Origin of the sequence: Butyricimonas sp. DFI.6.44, assembly GCF_022132345.1 — a bacterium.
In the GTDB taxonomy this organism is placed as follows: domain Bacteria; phylum Bacteroidota; class Bacteroidia; order Bacteroidales; family Marinifilaceae; genus Butyricimonas; species Butyricimonas muris.
Map to the genome: position 1 here is coordinate 22,933 of NZ_JAKNJD010000017.1, position 16,653 is coordinate 39,585.

12 protein-coding genes are annotated in these 16,653 nt (G+C 44.2%); 6 read left to right on the forward strand and 6 right to left on the reverse strand.

Annotated elements, in window-relative coordinates; translation table 11 throughout:
• Positions 1 to 4: 4 nt before the first annotated feature.
• The 3 genes from L0M98_RS20035 to L0M98_RS20045 form a co-directional block, all read right to left on the reverse strand.
• On the reverse strand, positions 5 to 1,105 hold the full coding sequence (locus tag L0M98_RS20035; RefSeq protein WP_304503027.1) for an MBL fold metallo-hydrolase: 1,101 nt from the start codon (positions 1,103 to 1,105) through the stop codon (positions 5 to 7).
• A gap of 164 nt (positions 1,106 to 1,269) precedes the next feature.
• A complete protein-coding gene (locus L0M98_RS20040; RefSeq protein WP_099293994.1) occupies positions 1,270 to 2,166 on the reverse strand; it encodes a YitT family protein in 897 nt (298 codons plus the stop codon).
• Positions 2,167 to 2,170: 4 nt separating this feature from the next.
• The gene (locus L0M98_RS20045) at positions 2,171 to 3,874 is read right to left on the reverse strand and encodes a glutamine--tRNA ligase/YqeY domain fusion protein (protein WP_227217462.1); all 1,704 of its coding nucleotides are present in this window, start codon (positions 3,872 to 3,874) and stop codon (positions 2,171 to 2,173) included.
• Between the two features lie 80 nt (positions 3,875 to 3,954).
• Here L0M98_RS20045 and L0M98_RS20050 point away from each other — a divergent pair, with 80 nt between their 5' ends.
• From L0M98_RS20050 to L0M98_RS20060, 3 genes are all read left to right on the forward strand, one after another.
• Positions 3,955 to 5,934: a putative porin gene (locus L0M98_RS20050; protein WP_227217461.1), complete on the forward strand. Its 1,980-nt coding sequence runs from the start codon at positions 3,955 to 3,957 to the stop codon at positions 5,932 to 5,934.
• A gap of 250 nt (positions 5,935 to 6,184) precedes the next feature.
• Complete coding sequence (locus L0M98_RS20055; RefSeq protein WP_227217460.1) at positions 6,185 to 7,576, forward strand: transglycosylase SLT domain-containing protein; 1,392 nt, start codon at positions 6,185 to 6,187, stop codon at positions 7,574 to 7,576.
• Positions 7,577 to 7,799: 223 nt separating this feature from the next.
• On the forward strand, positions 7,800 to 8,549 hold the full coding sequence (locus L0M98_RS20060) for a hypothetical protein (RefSeq protein ID WP_099294001.1): 750 nt from the start codon (positions 7,800 to 7,802) through the stop codon (positions 8,547 to 8,549).
• Positions 8,550 to 8,624: 75 nt separating this feature from the next.
• On the opposite strand, the gene hydG is transcribed toward L0M98_RS20060, so the two are convergent.
• Both hydG and L0M98_RS20070 read right to left on the reverse strand, forming a co-directional pair.
• A complete protein-coding gene (gene hydG / locus L0M98_RS20065) occupies positions 8,625 to 10,130 on the reverse strand; it encodes a [FeFe] hydrogenase H-cluster radical SAM maturase HydG (RefSeq protein ID WP_227217459.1) in 1,506 nt (501 codons plus the stop codon).
• A 135-nt stretch (positions 10,131 to 10,265) separates the two neighbouring features.
• Positions 10,266 to 10,715 (reverse strand): GatB/YqeY domain-containing protein, encoded by a 450-nt coding sequence (locus L0M98_RS20070; RefSeq protein WP_099294003.1) that lies wholly within the window; start codon positions 10,713 to 10,715, stop codon positions 10,266 to 10,268.
• A 95-nt stretch (positions 10,716 to 10,810) separates the two neighbouring features.
• On the opposite strand from L0M98_RS20070, the gene L0M98_RS20075 reads away from it, so the two are divergent.
• From L0M98_RS20075 to L0M98_RS20085, 3 genes are all read left to right on the forward strand, one after another.
• Positions 10,811 to 12,142, forward strand: coding sequence for an MATE family efflux transporter (locus tag L0M98_RS20075; protein ID WP_227217458.1), 1,332 nt, complete (start codon positions 10,811 to 10,813; stop codon positions 12,140 to 12,142).
• A 112-nt stretch (positions 12,143 to 12,254) separates the two neighbouring features.
• The gene (locus L0M98_RS20080) at positions 12,255 to 13,154 is read left to right on the forward strand and encodes a lytic transglycosylase domain-containing protein (RefSeq protein WP_237961903.1); all 900 of its coding nucleotides are present in this window, start codon (positions 12,255 to 12,257) and stop codon (positions 13,152 to 13,154) included.
• 59 nt (positions 13,155 to 13,213) lie between these two features.
• Entirely contained in the window at positions 13,214 to 14,884 is a 1,671-nt protein-coding gene (locus tag L0M98_RS20085) for a nucleoside kinase (protein ID WP_227217456.1), read from the forward strand.
• 283 nt (positions 14,885 to 15,167) lie between these two features.
• On the opposite strand, the gene L0M98_RS20090 is transcribed toward L0M98_RS20085, so the two are convergent.
• Positions 15,168 to 16,610 (reverse strand): thioredoxin family protein, encoded by a 1,443-nt coding sequence (locus L0M98_RS20090; RefSeq protein WP_227217455.1) that lies wholly within the window; start codon positions 16,608 to 16,610, stop codon positions 15,168 to 15,170.
• Positions 16,611 to 16,653: the final 43 nt, after the last annotated feature.

Genomic DNA, 16,653 nt, shown 5'->3' on the forward strand with positions numbered 1-16,653 from the left:
AACCTCATTGTTCCACCTTCTCATTCCGAACTATTTCCCCGATAGTAGGTACAAGTACTTCAAAAGGGACATCTTCTCTCATCTTCAACGCATTCTTCAACGGTTCATCCCAAGGATGCCTTGCCAAAGCATATTTCGAATGATGCACCGTCAAAACACTCTTCGCACCCAAATCCTTCGCGATCTGTTCCAAGTAATCCGGCATCACGTGAATATACTTCCAATCTTCATTATATTGCCCGTTCTCGATGACTGCGAGATCAATACCCGGGAAACGCTTGCCAATCTCGGCGAAATGCGTGTCATACCCCCCATCACCACCTATATATATCTTCCTCGAGGGACTCTCCACGAGAAAAGAAGCCCACAGCGTCTGGTTGGCAGACAATCCCCGTCCCGAGAAGTGACGCGCCGGCAAACAATGAACGGCAAAACCATCATCCAGCACGGAGTCTTCAAACCAATCCAATTCCACGACACGTTCCTTGTCAAATCCCCAATACTCGAAATGTTCCCCGACTCCCAATCCGCATATAACCTTGCCAACCCGATTCTTCAATGCAGTCACGGTTCCGTAGTCCAAATGATCCCAATGGTCATGGGAAATCACCAGATAATCGATATCCGGCATATCTTCCGGCTTATAAACATCCGTTCCCTTGAAAGGCTTATTGACAAATGATACCGGGGAAGCCATGCAAAATACCGGATCGACCAGTATTCTTTTTCCTCCCGTTTGGATCAGATAGGATGAATGCCCGAACCACACGACCACCTCCTCGTCCAAGGGGATACTCCGCAAATCTGTCTTAATGACAGGCACTGCCGTCTCCGGTCGCAGCCTTTCTGTTTTTCTGAATAAAAAATCAATCATAGTCCCGACACGCCCCTTGTCAGAAGCAATCATCACGGTTTCATGCAAATTTTGAAACCGTCCGTCCCTATAATGAGGCGAACGCTTCACACGCTCCATTCGCTCCCCCCGGGGAAGTCTGCCAAAACTCCGTTGATTCACGAAAACAACCGCTATCACGGCAATCACCGCGACAACGCCTAATACACTCCAAATTACCATGTGTCTCCTATGCTTTTTTAATGACCTCATATCAATCCTTTTAATTATCAAACACCGTGCCACTCAATTCCATAAAGACACAACGTCATTATAAATTAGTGTGTTTTATCAAAAAAATAAGGTTTATAAAGAAGCCCCTCGTGAGGAATGGCAACTTTATAAACCTTATGAACCTTATAAACTTTACGAACTCCCTAAGTCCGCAGCGTATCAAATCCCCTACCGTACACACCCATGACCGTATTCATCGTGAGGAACGCGTCCGGATCAGCCAATTTCGTCACACGCATAATATTCTGCATCTCACTCTTGCGGGCTACCACAATTAACATTTTGCGTGCCTCACCCGTGTACCAGCCTTGACAATCCACGACGGTTACACCCCGTTTCAAATCATGAGTAATCAGATCGGCAACCTCCTTGTATTTTAACGAGAAAATAAAGAACTGCACGGATTGCATCTGTCCCGTGAACACGAGATCAATCGTGTACGAGTTCACACCCATGACCACGTAACCGTAGATAATCGTGGCAATCTTTGCCGTCGGATCGACTGTCGTGTTTTCCCCGATAAAATAACTACAACCGATAATAAACACATCTATATACATGATAATCTTACCGGGACTGATATTCCGGTACTTGTTAATCATCATTGCCACGATATCCGTACCCGCCGTGCTACCTCCGTTGGCAAGCGAAATCCCGATACCCGCACCACACATGATACCGGAAAGTACCGCGCACATGAATTTGTCCTCCAACAGCGGCTCATGAATCAGATTCTGTAACAAACTCAACAGGAACGAACTCATGAAAATAGCATATATCGTCTTGAAACCGAACCGGGGCCCGAGCACCTTAATCGCTATCGCCACTAGCAAAAAGTTAATCACGAAATAGCTATACCCGATAGGAATCACCTCCCCGGAAAGAAAATAAATAATTGTCGAAATACCGGTCACACCACCGCCCACCATACGATGCGGTGCTAAAAACGCGGTAACGGCAAAAGTATAGATAAGCAAACCGAACGTAATCAACAAGTACGCCCGCGCTTCTCTTGCAAACTTATCCCTCGTAACTTTCATTGTATTAATTGTTTTGTTTTGCCCACGTATCCTTTAATCCCACGGTACGATTAAACACCAGAGCCCCCGGTTTGGAATCTTTATCCACGCAGAAATACCCCAAACGCTGGAACTGGAAACGATCGCCTTCCTTGGCATCTTTCAAACTCGGCTCCAACTTACACCCCGTCAACACTCTCAACGAATTCTCGTTCAAGAACTCTTTGAAATCGATATCCTTGTGTCCGGCAGGATCCGGATCTTTAAACAAACGATCGTATAAACGTACCTCTGCCTCTATCGCGTCGGGTGCGGAAACCCAGTGAAGTGTTCCCTTTACCTTCCGGTTGCTTGCGGCACCGGTACCACTACGCGTTTCGGCATCGTACGTGCAATGGATTGTCGTAACATTTCCTTCCGCATCTTTCTCCACGCTCTCGCATTTCACGATATACGCACCTTTCAACCGTACTTCGTTGCCGATCGTCATCCGGAAGAACTTCTTCGGGGCGTCTTCCATGAAATCATCCCGCTCGATAAATAACTCACGGGAGAACGGCACCATTCTCATTCCGGCAGCCTCATCTTCCGGGTTATTCTCGATCTCAACCACTTCGGTCTGTCCTTCCGGATAGTTATCTATCACCACCCGCACCGGATCAAGCACCGCCATTACACGGGGAGCCACCTTGTTCAAATGTTCCCGCACGCAAAACTCCAACAACGCCATATCGACCACGATCTCCCGGCGTGCCACCCCCACTTTTTCGGCAAAAGCACGAATAGACTCGGGCGTGTATCCCGCGCGGCGCAAAGCCGTGATCGTAGGCATCCGGGGATCATCCCACCCGGCAACAATACCCTTCTGCACCAGTTCCAACAGACGGCGTTTACTCATCACCGTGTAACTCAAATTACGACGGGCAAACTCGATCTGACGGGGACGGTATTCCGTGTCGAACAACTGATCCAAAAACCAATTGTATAACGGGCGATGCACCTCGAACTCCAAAGTACAAATAGAATGAGTAATCCCCTCGATATAATCACTTTGCCCGTGCGTGAAATCATACATCGGGTAGATACACCATTTATCACCCGTGCGGTGATGCGCCACGTGCATGATCCGGTACAAAATAGGGTCACGCATCAACATGTTGGACGAGGCCATATCTATTTTAGCCCGCAATACTTTCTCCCCGGCTTGAAACTCCCCTGCCTTCATCCGCCGGAATAAATCCAGATTTTCTTCTGGAGTCCTATCCCGGTAAGGACTGTTCACTCCCGGTTCCATCGGGTTCATACGTTGCGCGCTGATCACCTCTGCCGGTTGGTCATCCACGTAAGCTTTTCCCTCCGCGATCAACTTCTCCGCCCAATCATACAATTGCTGGAAATAATCGGAGGCGTAATGAGTTTCCCCTTCCCACTGGAAACCTAACCATTGAATATCTTGTTGTATGGAATCAATATACTCGACATCCTCTTTAGAAGGATTCGTGTCATCAAAACGCAGATTGCACTTACCGTTGTACTTGGCAGCCAATCCGAAATTCAAGCAAATAGAAGTTGCATGACCGATATGCAAATAACCGTTCGGCTCGGGCGGGAAACGCGTATGTACCCGACCGCCGTTCTTCCCCTCGGCCAACTCCTCCTCAATAATCTGTTCGATGAAGTTCAACGATTTGCCTTCACCTTCTTCTTCCACGAGATAATTCTTATCCATACTGAAAATTTTATAACATATTCGACCGCAAAGGTAATTAATTTATGAGAGTTTTAAAAGTTTCCGTATATTTGCACGCCATGAAATATATATTTTACACCATATTATGCTGCTTAATGTCGCTCACGTCTTTAGCGCAGAGCGATTTTGATTACGGGCATCCGGACGAGGAGGATCCCCGGCGTAGCGCTTTTGACCAAGATAGCACGAGAGGAGAACAACGATACGTGAAACCGCAACGAGTGGCGTGGAAATGGATGCACGACGGCGTGTACAAACAATATATGTCCATGACGGACACCCTGACCGACGGGATACACAACACGAACCCCATATTCAAACACAGCGTGTCTAACACCTACCTCGGCAACCTACCCTCACCTTATATTTCCAATGTTTTCATCCTTCGCTCTCGCGGAGAAGATTTTCTTCCGCTCGACAGGGTACGGGATTACCTTTTCCGTCCCGAGGACGCCTTGGATTACAACACCTCTACCGCTTTCGCCCAAATCAGCTATTTTAACGGGGGGGGACGAGGAAAAACAGAAGACCGGGTAGACGTATGGTACATGCAAAACATCAACCCGTTCTGGAATGCGGGATTCCGGTACAACCTCATGTCTGCGGACGGGGCATACTCGTACCAGAAATCAAAAACATACAACTTCTCCGTTTTCAGTTCATACGAGAAAGAAAGAGTGGCAGTATCCTTCTTTCTGAACCAGAACGTGGGACATTACGCGGAGAACGGCGGTATTGAAGTTTTGGCAGAAGTCCGGGATACCGTGCTTGATCCAAAAATAATCGGAACGAAACTAGTCATGGAACCCCGAAACAACATAGCCAACTTCAATCTCAGCACGCTGGCACAATACAACATCGGAAATGCCAAAGAAATCATCACACCCGTGGACTCCATCAACATGGATACCACGTACACTTACCCGATGAAATTTGCACTCGCCTTGAAAATCGAGGACAATCGTTACCGTTTCAGAGAAGAAAGCGTTGAAACCAATTTTTGGGACACGACCTACTTAAACACCCAATCCAACCAAGACATCACCAACAACCAAAAATACGAAATAGACGCCAAATTCATACTAAACGAACATCCAAAATACAAATACCTGCCGGGCGTGTACGGCGGGTTAAAATTCAAATACCTGAAATACGACCAACGTGTATCCTCGGACACAATCAACAACCGGGCAACAAACAAATACACCGGCACCTACCTCACTGCGGGAACGTTCAACATGGACTCGACCACCATGTTCAATTTTGATATCTGGGGCAGTTTCTGCCTTGCCGGGGAGTATTCAGCCGACTATTCTTTAGAGGGAAAAATCGTCCAATACCTAAGCAGAAACAGAAATTCATCCGTGACGGCGTATGCCCTATTGGAAACAACCACCCCCAACCGCTATTATGACCAATACACGGGAAATCACAACCAATGGGAAACGAACTTCTCCAAAATCCATGCCTATAACATCAAAGGACACTATAACAACAAACGCCTCCGTACCGAAGTCGGAATCGCTCTGAACAACACGAAAAACTATATCTATTTCGACACTACGGCCTATCCCCGTCAGTATGACGGTAATCTAGTCGTATTCACGGCATGGGCAAAACAAATTTTCAGATTAGGTAAATTCTACTTCGATCAAAAAGTGTACTACCAGATCTGTAACAAGGACGAAATATTGCAACTTCCCAAAGTTGCGCTATACTCCCACAATTACTACCAAAACCGTCTATTTAAAAAAGTATTGGGACTGCAAATCGGTATAGACTTGTTCTACAACACCTCGTTCTATTCCAACGCCTACGACCCGAGTATCATGCAGTTCTACAACCAAGATATCGAGAAGACCGGCAACTACCCAAAACTCGACGTGTTCCTCACGCTGAACATCAAACGTGCCGACTTGTTCGTGAAATACGAGCATGCCAACGAGCGCTTAGGAAGTCGGGATTACTTTTCCGCCTACACCTACCCGATCAACCCCGCCAAAGTAAAATTCGGCATCCGTTGGAATTTCTTTGATTAAAACGTCCGCCGAGGTTCATTTGACCGTTCTCTAGGGATTCGCTCGCCCGTACTCATATCAAAAACCCTACTCTTTCGCAGCATAAACACTCGTGAGCGTCTATGCTACGAAGATGATACGTTCATGATACGTTCATGAGGTAGCGAATGGGTAGAGCAAGAATAGAGCAAGGGTAACAATGTTATTTCTCGAATAGACCTCTCGAAATCAACAACTACACGATTTCCATTTTATTTCGTATCTTTGCACCATGTATATAATAAGAGTTATTACATACACTTGGTTATTCTGGTTTTGTTTATCGGCCTGCGAGACAAAACGCAAAGAAGAACCATTTATTATACCCGATGCCGGGACGCTGGAAAAAATCGAGCGACGAGGCGTCTTAAATGTATGTACTTATTACAACACGACAGACTACTACGTGTATAAAGGCATCCCGAAAGGTTTTCATTACGATCTGGTTAAAGATCTCGCCGATTTTCTCGATGTTAAATTACATATCGAGGTCAATTCCAACGTGGAAGATTGTCTTCGGGAATTAAACGAGGGGAAATACGATCTGGTAGCCATGAGTCTTTCGGTTACGGACGGCAGGAAAGAACAAATCAGCTTCACGGACCCGTTATTCTATACGAGTAACGTATTGGTACAAAACAAGAAACAAGATTCTTTAATACGGGACATACAAGATTTACGTGGAAAAGAAATTTTCGTTCAAGAGGGTACTACATACAAAAGTTTTCTCCGGGAATTGAGTGATTCTCTTCAACTGAATTTAAAGATCACGGAAGTAGAATATCTTACTTATGAAGATATCCTCCTGCAAGTAGAGAAAGGTGAGCTTCCACTTACCGTGATAGATAAAAATATCGCACAGATCGCGGCCCAATACATGACACACATAGATTACTCTCTGGAATTATCGGGAGCGGAACCCGTGGCGTGGGCAGTAGCCGGAAAAGCAAAATACCTGCTCCATGAAGTAAACCAATGGTTGGGTGCCATGAAGAAAAGGGAAAAGTTTCCAGTACTTTACAACCGCTATTACAAAAGCAGTTACGTAACTTCGCTCCACAACTCGAAATACTACAAATTAAAAAACGGGATTATATCCAGCTTTGACCCGATCATCAAAAAAGAAGCCGCCAAAATAGGTTGGGATTGGCGTTTGCTGGCTGCCATAATTTTCCAAGAATCCGGATTCGACCCGGAAGCGACATCCAATTACGGGGCTGTCGGATTAATGCAAGTGATGCCGGAAACCGCGTTGCAACTTGGTTTCGAAGATTACATAGAGCCGGAAGATAACATCAAAGTAGGAAGTTACTATCTCCAATACCTTGAAAAAATGTTTACCAAATATGACCTCGACACCTTAAACCGGATCAAATTTACTTTAGCCGCATACAATGCCGGAGCGGGACACGTGTTCGATGCCATGAGATTAGCCGAATCCTACGGGAAAAACCCGAACATCTGGAATAATAATGTAGATTACTTCATCCGTTACAAATCCCGCCCCGAAATATACCGGGACACCCTGTCCCGCAACGGCTATTGCGACGGCAAACAAACCTTTAACTTCGTGAATAATATTATCGAAAACTATACCCATTATAGAAATACCATCCCAAGATGATTTACGATTTATGATTTACGATTTATGATTTACGATTTATGATTTATGATTTACGATTTATGATTTACGATTTATGATTTACGATTTCGTGGTTAAAGAATCATTCAATCTAAAATCATAAATCGTAAATCTAAAAATACCTCAGGCGAATATTGATTTACTTTTATTTTTTTCATACCTTCGCATCAGAGTTTCGATCATCATTTTATTAATTATTAAAGACATGCCTTACAGAAGATTACCGAATACAGATGCAGCGAGGATAAGGGCATTGGAAACGGCCTTGAACAAAGAGGATTTCTCTGATATCAATAATTTACCGTTTTCTTTGAGCCTAAGGCAAAAAATTGAATTCTTTTTACCGAAATTCAAAACGGCAATCACAAATTCACAATGTGCCAGAGAAAAACAAATGGTAAATAGCCGGAAATACGGGGAATACACTAAAAAAGCCAAACTATATATATCGCACTTTTTGCAAGTGCTGAATTTTACTATTGCACGAGGTGAGTTAAAACCTATCGCGCGTACATTTTACGATATAGCGGAAGATGATACCAAACTTCCATCTCTCGTTTCCGACCAAGATTTGTTGGAATGGGGTGCAAAAATAATAGCCGGAGAACAGGAACGTACTCGTAAAGGGGGCGGAAATCCGATATATAGTCCCTCTATCGCTTTAGTCAAAGTAAATTACGAGAACTTCAAGCAAGCCTACGCTTCTCAAAAACAATTCCAACAAAACTCTGCCCGCTGTAGTGCCGAAGTAGCGCAATACAGGAGTGAAGCAGACGAATACATTCTTTCCCTGTGGAACGAAATCGAGGCACATTACGCCGATATAGACGATGAAGAAGAACGCCGCCAAAAATGCGAACGCTTCGGTCTTGTCTACGTGTTCCGCAAAGGAGAACGGGAAGAAATAAAAAGAAAAAAGGAAGCCGAACGAATTACGCTCAAACTTCCGTTTTAATTTTAAATTTATGGATTTTAGATTTTAAATTTCATGGATTATTTCAATCTAAAATTTAAAATCTAAAATTGTAAATTACATGTATAAATCTCTTTCCCCTCTCGCGATCCGGTCGTAATATGAACGGAAGGTCGGGAGTAATTTATTCTTACTAAAGAAGGGGGTAGCCTCGATCTCTCTTAATTCCTGCTCGATCAGTTTCTCGCCGATCTCACGGGTCGCGGGAGAAGCATAGTCATTCAAATACTCCCGGAAGGTCAAAACAGCGTTTAACTTACAGAACTTACCCTCGACTCCTTTTTCCAACAGGGTCATGATCTTATCTCCAGTACGCCCGCAACGATAGCCGGCTGTACAGAAAGAGGTAATCATCCCGTCGTTAGCCAATTCCCGTATCACTTCATCGAGAGAACGCTGGTCACCCAACATAAATTGGACTTTCTCGATATTTTCCTCCTGTTTCAATTTTTTAGAGTAAGCCCCGATACCCAATTTTGAAGAAGCGTCGGTTTGCGTGCACCCGAAATGAGTCAGCAAATCCCGTTTCAAGTTCGGTTCCTCGCGTGCCGTCACGATCAACCCGCTATACGGGATCGCCAAACGTAACACCGCAACCACCCGCCTCATGGCGTCATTGCTAACCAGATAAGGAGAATTCTCGCTCAAGAAAGAACCCGGGGCCGGTTGCATACGCGGGAAAGACACCGTGTGCGGTCCGATACCGAACTGGCGTTCCAAATCCAAAGCATGATGCAACAATCCCATCACTTCAAACTTCCAGTCGTACAACCCGAACAGCGCCCCAATAGCCACATCGTCGATTCCCGCCTCCATGGCACGATGCATCGCGTAAAGACGCCAACGGTAATTCCCTTTCACCGTGTTGGCCGGGTGCAATTCCGCGTATCTCTCCCGGTGATAAGTTTCTTGGAACACTTGGAACGTACCGATACCCGCTCTCCACAATTTCTTCAAATCGGCAATCTCCATGGGTGCCGCGTTCACGTTCACCCGTCGGATATTATTAAAACCGTTCCCGGTAGGAGTTTCCCGTTTCACCGAATAAATCGTGGAGATAGATTCGGCTATATAGTCAGCCCCGTTTTTCGGGTGCTCGCCATACACGGCAATCATTCGCTTGTGTCCCTCGTCGATCACCGCGGCCGTTTCCTCCCGCACCTCGTCCATCGACAACACGTGGCGAATCTCCTCTTTATTTTCTGCCCGGAAACCACAGTATTTACAACTATTCACGCACAAATTCGACAAGTATAAAGGGGCAAAGAAAACGATACGGTTATCATACACTCTTTTCTTCACTTCCAAGGCAGCCTCTTGCATCTCGTGAAAGAGTTCAGGGTCTTCCACGTTCAACAAAGTAGCCGTCTCGTCAGGCGTCAATATTTTTATTTCCAGCGATTTTTGTAAAATATCGCGCACTCGTTGCTTATCGGGGTTCTTGCCCTTTTCGATCTCTTCAAATATCTTTTCCTCGTCAATAAAATCTTTCCCGTCAACCAGATACTTATCAATCTCTGCCTGTTTAATAACATGAGCAGTCCAATCTTTCACAGTAGCCATTTCTTTCATTTTAATCTTATACAAAGATCGGAATTATTTACTCAATTCCTCTCCATTCCTGATACTTATTTTCAATCACGTCATAGACGGAATCAATAAAATACCCCGATCTTACGCGGACTTATTAGCACGTGATTACGCCAACAACTCTTTTACAATAGCGGAAATCATTTTGCCGTCAGCTATTCCGGCCAACTCTTTGGTAGCAACACCCATCACTTTCCCCATTTCTTTGGCTGAAGTTGCACCCGTTTTCTCGATAATTCCTTTCAAGGCAACACGCAATTCATCTTCACTCAACTGTTTCGGCAAAAACTCGTTCATCACCTCCACTTGAGCCATTTCATGAGCGTACAAATCCTCACGCCCCTGTTGCTTGTAAATTTCGGCAGACTCCCGTCCTTGTTTTGCCAATTTCTGGATGATCTTGATACTTTCGCTGTCGGCAATCTGCTCCGGGGCTCCTGCCACGGATTTAGCCTCGATGAAAACCTTCTTTATATTTCTTAAAACCTCAAGGCGGATCGTATCTTTCGCTTTCATGGCTGCCATGATGCCCTTACTAACTTGCTCTTCTATTGTCATTTTTGCTTGAATTTAAATTTATAACCCACGAAGTTACAATTTATTCTGCAATTTATAAAGATTATCCGTTAATTTTGCAGCCAAAACAAGAACACATGAAGACGGTCATCACGAACAAAACAGTTTGGAATATAGCCTACCCTATTATCCTTGGAAGTTTGGCACAAACACTCATTACCTTAACGGACACCGCCTTTCTGGGGCGTGTCAGCGAGATCGCCCTAGGTGCTTCCGCCATGGCAGGAATCTACTATTACGTGTTTTCCACGCTGGCATGGGGATTTTCCATCGGGATCCAGATCATCGTGGCACGGCGGTTGGGAGAAGGACGTCTGAACCGGATCGGAGTTGTTTTCGAGCACGGGTTATGTTTCGTGTTTCTGCTATCCACGTCGCTATTCCTCATTCAACGATATTTCAGTGATGTACTCTTGGGAGCTTCCATACAGTCGCCCAATATCTACGAGGCGGCGATGGAATACATGTCATACCGCCATTACGGGATTATATTCGTGTGCTTCAACTTCTTGTTCAGGGCTTTATATATCGGGCTCTCCAACACGAAAATCATAGGCTACTCCACTGCCGCTATGGCAACGATCAACGTGGTATTCAATTATCTGTTGATCTTCGGTAAATTCGGTTTCCCCGAGATGGGAGTCGGCGGAGCCGCCCTAGCCTCCGTCATGGCTGAAATATCGGCGTTCTTGATTTTTATTTTCTACACGTTGCTGAAACTCCCCATCAAACAGTACGCCTTATTCTCCTTCCACAAACTGGAAGGATGGCTCATGCTGACCGTGCTTAAAACAGCGTTCCCCACCATGTTGCAAAAACTACTGTCTTTCGGGACATGGTACATCTTTTTCATGCTCATCGAGCACATGGGCGAACGTCCTATCGCCATCACGATCGTCGTCCGTAGCGTTTATATGCTGATACTTATCCCCGTCTTCGGTTACGGAGCGACAGCCAATACCCTTACCAGCCGACTCATCGGGGAACAACGGCAACCGGAGATCATGCCTACCTTGCGGCGGATCATGAAACTCGCCATGCTAAGCGTGCTTCCGGTGTTATTGATATGCTATATCTTCCCGCAACAGGTGTTATCTATCTACTCCAACAGCAGTGAGCTGATTACCGCCTCCATGCCTTCCCTTTACGTGGTCGGATTAGCCGCGCTCAGCTTCTGCTTCGGGATCACGTTCTTTGAAGCCATATCCGGAACGGGCAACACGACTCATGCCTTGATACTCGAATCATTCGTACTCGTATTCTACACATTCCAGACATGGCTGCTCACCACCGTCGTGCACGCTAACGTGGAATTCGTGTGGACTGTCGAAGTCACCTATGGCATGCTTATCGGTATCGTTTCTTGGCTTTACTTGAAATACGTGAAATGGCAACAGAAAAAACTGTAAAAGGATTTATAAACTCTTTTTCTCTATTTTTGCAACAAAAAGTAGGGGAAAAACCGTATATTCGAAAAATATAAATTTATCAACCGTGCTAAAAAATATTATAATAACATTCTTGACTATATTAGTCTTAATAAACAGTGCTGTAATCGGATATTACATCTACAAACAGGAGTTTGAGGAACCTGAAGAAGAGGAATATATACCGCATTTCTTATTGCCGTCAGACGTATTTTGTCCCGATACATTCTATCTGGCAGGTGAACGGGTCCCCTTGGAAAGAATCGACGTGATTGAAGCATTCAAGAAAGAATTGATCGTCAACACGAATCTTCATTCACACACGATACAGGTAATTAAAAATGCCCCCCGCTATTTCCATATCATAGAACCTATCTTAAAAGAAGAGGGCATACCGAACGATTTCAAATACCTCGCCGTCATTGAAAGCAGCCTCAACCCCTTAGCGGTATCTTACGCGGGAGCCGTCGGGATATGGCAATTGATGAGCGGTACGGCAAAAGAACTCGGGCTTGAAGTCACGAACGACGTGGACGAACGCTACCATATCGAGAAGGCCACCCGTGCCGCTTGTGCCTACCTGAAAAAAGCACACGAGAAATTCGGTTCGTGGACAGCGGCTGCCGCGTCCTACAACGGGGGGATGAATATGCTCTCCAAACAAATAGACCGCCAGAAAGAGAAGTACTTTTACGACCTGCTGATGGGGGAAGAAACGGGTCGCTACGTCTACCGCATGATGGCGCTGAAACAGATCATGGAAAACCCTCACTTGTACAACTTCCACGTGGGGATCAAATACCCCATCGAGCCGACAACACAAGTCAAGGTAACCAAATCAATCAAAGACTTAGCGGACTTCGCCCAAGAACACGGGATCACGTACAAAACGTTGAAACGATTCAACCCATGGCTCAGACAAACATCATTAAAAAACGGAAAACATAAAACTTACTATATATTGATCCCGGAAAACAAGGAAGCATATAAATAAAGTTTGCGGCACGTTATTTGCAATCTTTGTCAATGTGAATTACATAAATGACTCGAAACATGGAAAAAAATAAAATAATTGTATTTTGTGAAAATACACAGGAAGCCTATCAGATTCCGACAGGCTCCAGCTTGAAAGAATTCAAAAAAATCGTGTTCCCCGATAATCACCAAAACATATTGGGTGCCTTGGTCAACAACGAGGTGCGTGACCTTCATTATGAAATATATAACCCGAAATACGTCAACTTTGTAGACGTAACTACATTGGACGGGTACAGCGTGTATACGCGGTCGCTGTTGTTCGTACTTTACAAGGCGGTAATCAATCTTTTCGGGAAGAAAACCCTAATCGTGGAGTATCAACTCTCCAACGGGGTATTCTGTCGTCTGGCAAACAAGGACGTCATCCTCACGGGTGAACGGATCGACACGATCAAAGCGGAAATGCAACGCATCATTGATCATGACTACGAAATCACGCGAACGGAATACCCGACGGAAGAAGCCATCAAATTATTTAAACGCCAAGGACTGAAAGACAAGGAACTCTTACTTTCATCCCGGGGTAAACTATTCACCTCTGTTTATTCAATAGACGGCACGTGCGACTATTTCTACGGGACATTGGCTCCCTCTACCGGATGCCTGAAAGTATTCGATCTGATGGACTATAAAGACGGAATGTTGCTTTTGCTTCCCGACCGGATGAACCCGACCGAGATACTTCCGTATTACCCGCAGGAAAAACTATATAACACGTTCAGCGAATTCAAGCGCTGGGGTAAAGTACTGGAAGTCTCGCAAATCGGGCACTTGAATCAAGCCATCGAACACCGCCATGCCGGCGAAATGATTAAAGTCAGCGAAGCGCTTCACGAGAAGAAAATTTCTTTGATCGCCGACATGATCCGGAAAAGAAGGAAAAAACTAAAAGTAATATTAATCGCCGGTCCCTCTTCATCCGGGAAAACGACTTTCGGCAAACGACTGGCTATCCAACTTCTGGTAAACGGTATCAAGCCGGTCAATCTCTCGTTGGATAATTATTTCGTGAACCGGGAACAAACTCCTAAAGATGAAAAAGGCGAATATGATTTTGAAACCATTGACGCGTTAGATATCAGCACGTTTAATGACAATATCGTCCGACTGTTGCGAGGCGAGGAAGTCGAAATCCCCAAGTTCTCGTTCGAAACTGGACAACGCTTCTATGATGGTGAAAAATTAAAAATATCCAAGAACAACGTGATTATCGTGGAAGGAATCCACGGGTTGAACCCTAAATTAACCGAATATCTCCCGCAAGAGAGTCTGTTCAAGATATTTATCTCGGCATTAACCGCTATCTCTATTGATGATCACAATATCATTAACCCGTCGGACAATCGCTTGATTCGCCGCATGGTCAGAGATCACAAATACCGCGGTTACTCGGCTCTGGATACACTGAAAAGATGGGAAAGCGTCCTTTCCGGGGAACAAAAACACATCGTTCCCTATCAGGAAGAAGCAGACGTCATGTTCAACTCGGCATTGGCGTACGAACTCGGTGCATTGAAACAACAAGCCGTTCCCCTGTTGGAAGAAGTTCTGGTAAAATACCCGGAACACTCGAAAGCAACCCGCTTGCTGAAATTCTTCTCGTACGTGCAAGCCGTACCGACCCGGGAAATCCCGCCGACCTCGATTCTTCGAGAATTTCTGGGTGGAAGTTCCTTCAAATATTAAATATATTCAGCCCCGGTCTTTTTCAAAAGAAACCGGGGCTGATTCATACAAGACCCACTGTAATCCCAAAGAAGTTATACCCAAGTCATACCCCTCTTTCGTTCTTCCTCCGTTTATCCTCTGGACATCCTATAATCTTTCATATAGAATCAATAGAGCGAAACTGTCCGGACTACGTTCCTTTTTACTTATTTCCCTAGGTCTTGGGTATAATTACAGTGGGTTCTCTATAGGACTAATATCCCGCCACACTTCCCCCGCCACAGCAAATAATACACAAACACTATTTCATTTTTTCCAAACCTACCTCTATAGATTCTCTGAATAATTCATCCTCTTTGATCATACCTTCCCAACTATACTTGATTTCTCCATCTTTGTCCAATAAAAAATAAGCAGGATAGGTTGTTATTCTAAATTTTTCCTTCAAGAAAGCCACTTCCGGATCATCCATATCTATCCTTACACTAACACACAAGGAATCCAGATAAGCAACTCGTTCCGGGGAATCCCAAACCCAATTGCGATTTATAAAATATGCATCACTACATTTCACACATTCTACTAGCAAGGGTTTATTACACCGTTTCATTTGCTCCAAAGCGTTTATCCAAAATTGTTTATTACAATCTACAAAGAAACCCAAGTATTTGAATTTCTGGTAAAAGTCCCATTGTTCCACTTCATTTCTAGCAAATTCAAACAACATTGTTGAAGTAAACTCACTCATTAGTTCCCGATCTTCATCATTTCCTTGTTCCCCGATCTTCATCATAGCATACCATAAACAATCCCGCCATTCTCCCATCTCGACTAATTTTTTCATTTCTTTCACCATTCCATGTATATCATTATCTAAAAAAGCCTTAACCTCTTTAGTCCATGTCAATACAATATCCCTGTTATTTTGCCCTAAAAGATCATCCTGTTCCATCAGAATCCGCTCAATAGATTCTATCACATCAAACGCTTCAGCTGGAGTTTGTTTCTCATACATAAAATATTGCAATTCTTCCTTGTACATTCGCGCCAAATAATTATCAACACGTTCTCTTCCTTGATTTACCTGAAATTCTTTTCTATGTTCCACCACGTAATTAAAATACTTGCTCCCAAAAATTTCGTTTTCAAAAAGCCCCCAGCATTCCGTCATTGCCAATTTCTCTGGGGAAGTCTGTTGAAACAAAGCTTCCCGCAAACTATCAGCTTCATGCAATCTTCGAGTATCCTTTAAAACCAAGTAGTAATCAGTCTTATTTTGTAAACTCATCTCTTGTCCGCTTTCCAACATATTGTTCAAGAAAAATAACGAGGATGTTTCATTAAAACCACGTTTAGCCCAATTCAAAAACTCCTCGGCATTTCTTGTGCCCCGCAATTGATGGCGTACGGTCCCATCGGGTTGTAAAATAAAAAACATCGGTATAGCCCTCACTGGATATTTCTTTTTAAATTCCTTACCATCAGCTTGATCGACATCAACTTTTATACAAACAAAACGCTCATTACAATAATCCCCAATTTCTGGTAAAGATAAAACCTTATTCGCCATTGTTTGACACGGTTCACACCACGAAGCTGTAACATCAACGAATACTAACTTTCCTTCATTTCTAGCCCGTTCTAACCCTTGACTCAAAGAAATTGTATCAAACTTCATCCCTTGCGCAAAGGTATAGCAATAACATAAAAGACAAATTCCCAATAATAATAATATCTTTCTCATACTATTTTAATAAAATATCCATCCTATTTCTTTGATCGGAATT

Excerpts from the sequence above, each read along its gene's own strand:
- L0M98_RS20035 (WP_304503027.1), bottom strand. The coding sequence starts at position 1,105 with ATGAGGTCATTAAAAAAGCATAGGAGACACATGGTAATTTGGAGTGTA.
- L0M98_RS20040 (WP_099293994.1), bottom strand. The coding sequence starts at position 2,166 with ATGAAAGTTACGAGGGATAAGTTTGCAAGAGAAGCGCGGGCGTACTTG.
- L0M98_RS20045 (WP_227217462.1), bottom strand. The coding sequence starts at position 3,874 with ATGGATAAGAATTATCTCGTGGAAGAAGAAGGTGAAGGCAAATCGTTG.
- L0M98_RS20050 (WP_227217461.1), top strand. The coding sequence starts at position 3,955 with ATGAAATATATATTTTACACCATATTATGCTGCTTAATGTCGCTCACG.
- L0M98_RS20055 (WP_227217460.1), top strand. The coding sequence starts at position 6,185 with ATGTATATAATAAGAGTTATTACATACACTTGGTTATTCTGGTTTTGT.
- L0M98_RS20060 (WP_099294001.1), top strand. The coding sequence starts at position 7,800 with ATGCCTTACAGAAGATTACCGAATACAGATGCAGCGAGGATAAGGGCA.
- hydG (WP_227217459.1), bottom strand. The coding sequence starts at position 10,130 with ATGGCTACTGTGAAAGATTGGACTGCTCATGTTATTAAACAGGCAGAG.
- L0M98_RS20070 (WP_099294003.1), bottom strand. The coding sequence starts at position 10,715 with ATGACAATAGAAGAGCAAGTTAGTAAGGGCATCATGGCAGCCATGAAA.
- L0M98_RS20075 (WP_227217458.1), top strand. The coding sequence starts at position 10,811 with ATGAAGACGGTCATCACGAACAAAACAGTTTGGAATATAGCCTACCCT.
- L0M98_RS20085 (WP_227217456.1), top strand. The coding sequence starts at position 13,214 with ATGGAAAAAAATAAAATAATTGTATTTTGTGAAAATACACAGGAAGCC.
- L0M98_RS20090 (WP_227217455.1), bottom strand. The coding sequence starts at position 16,610 with ATGAGAAAGATATTATTATTATTGGGAATTTGTCTTTTATGTTATTGC.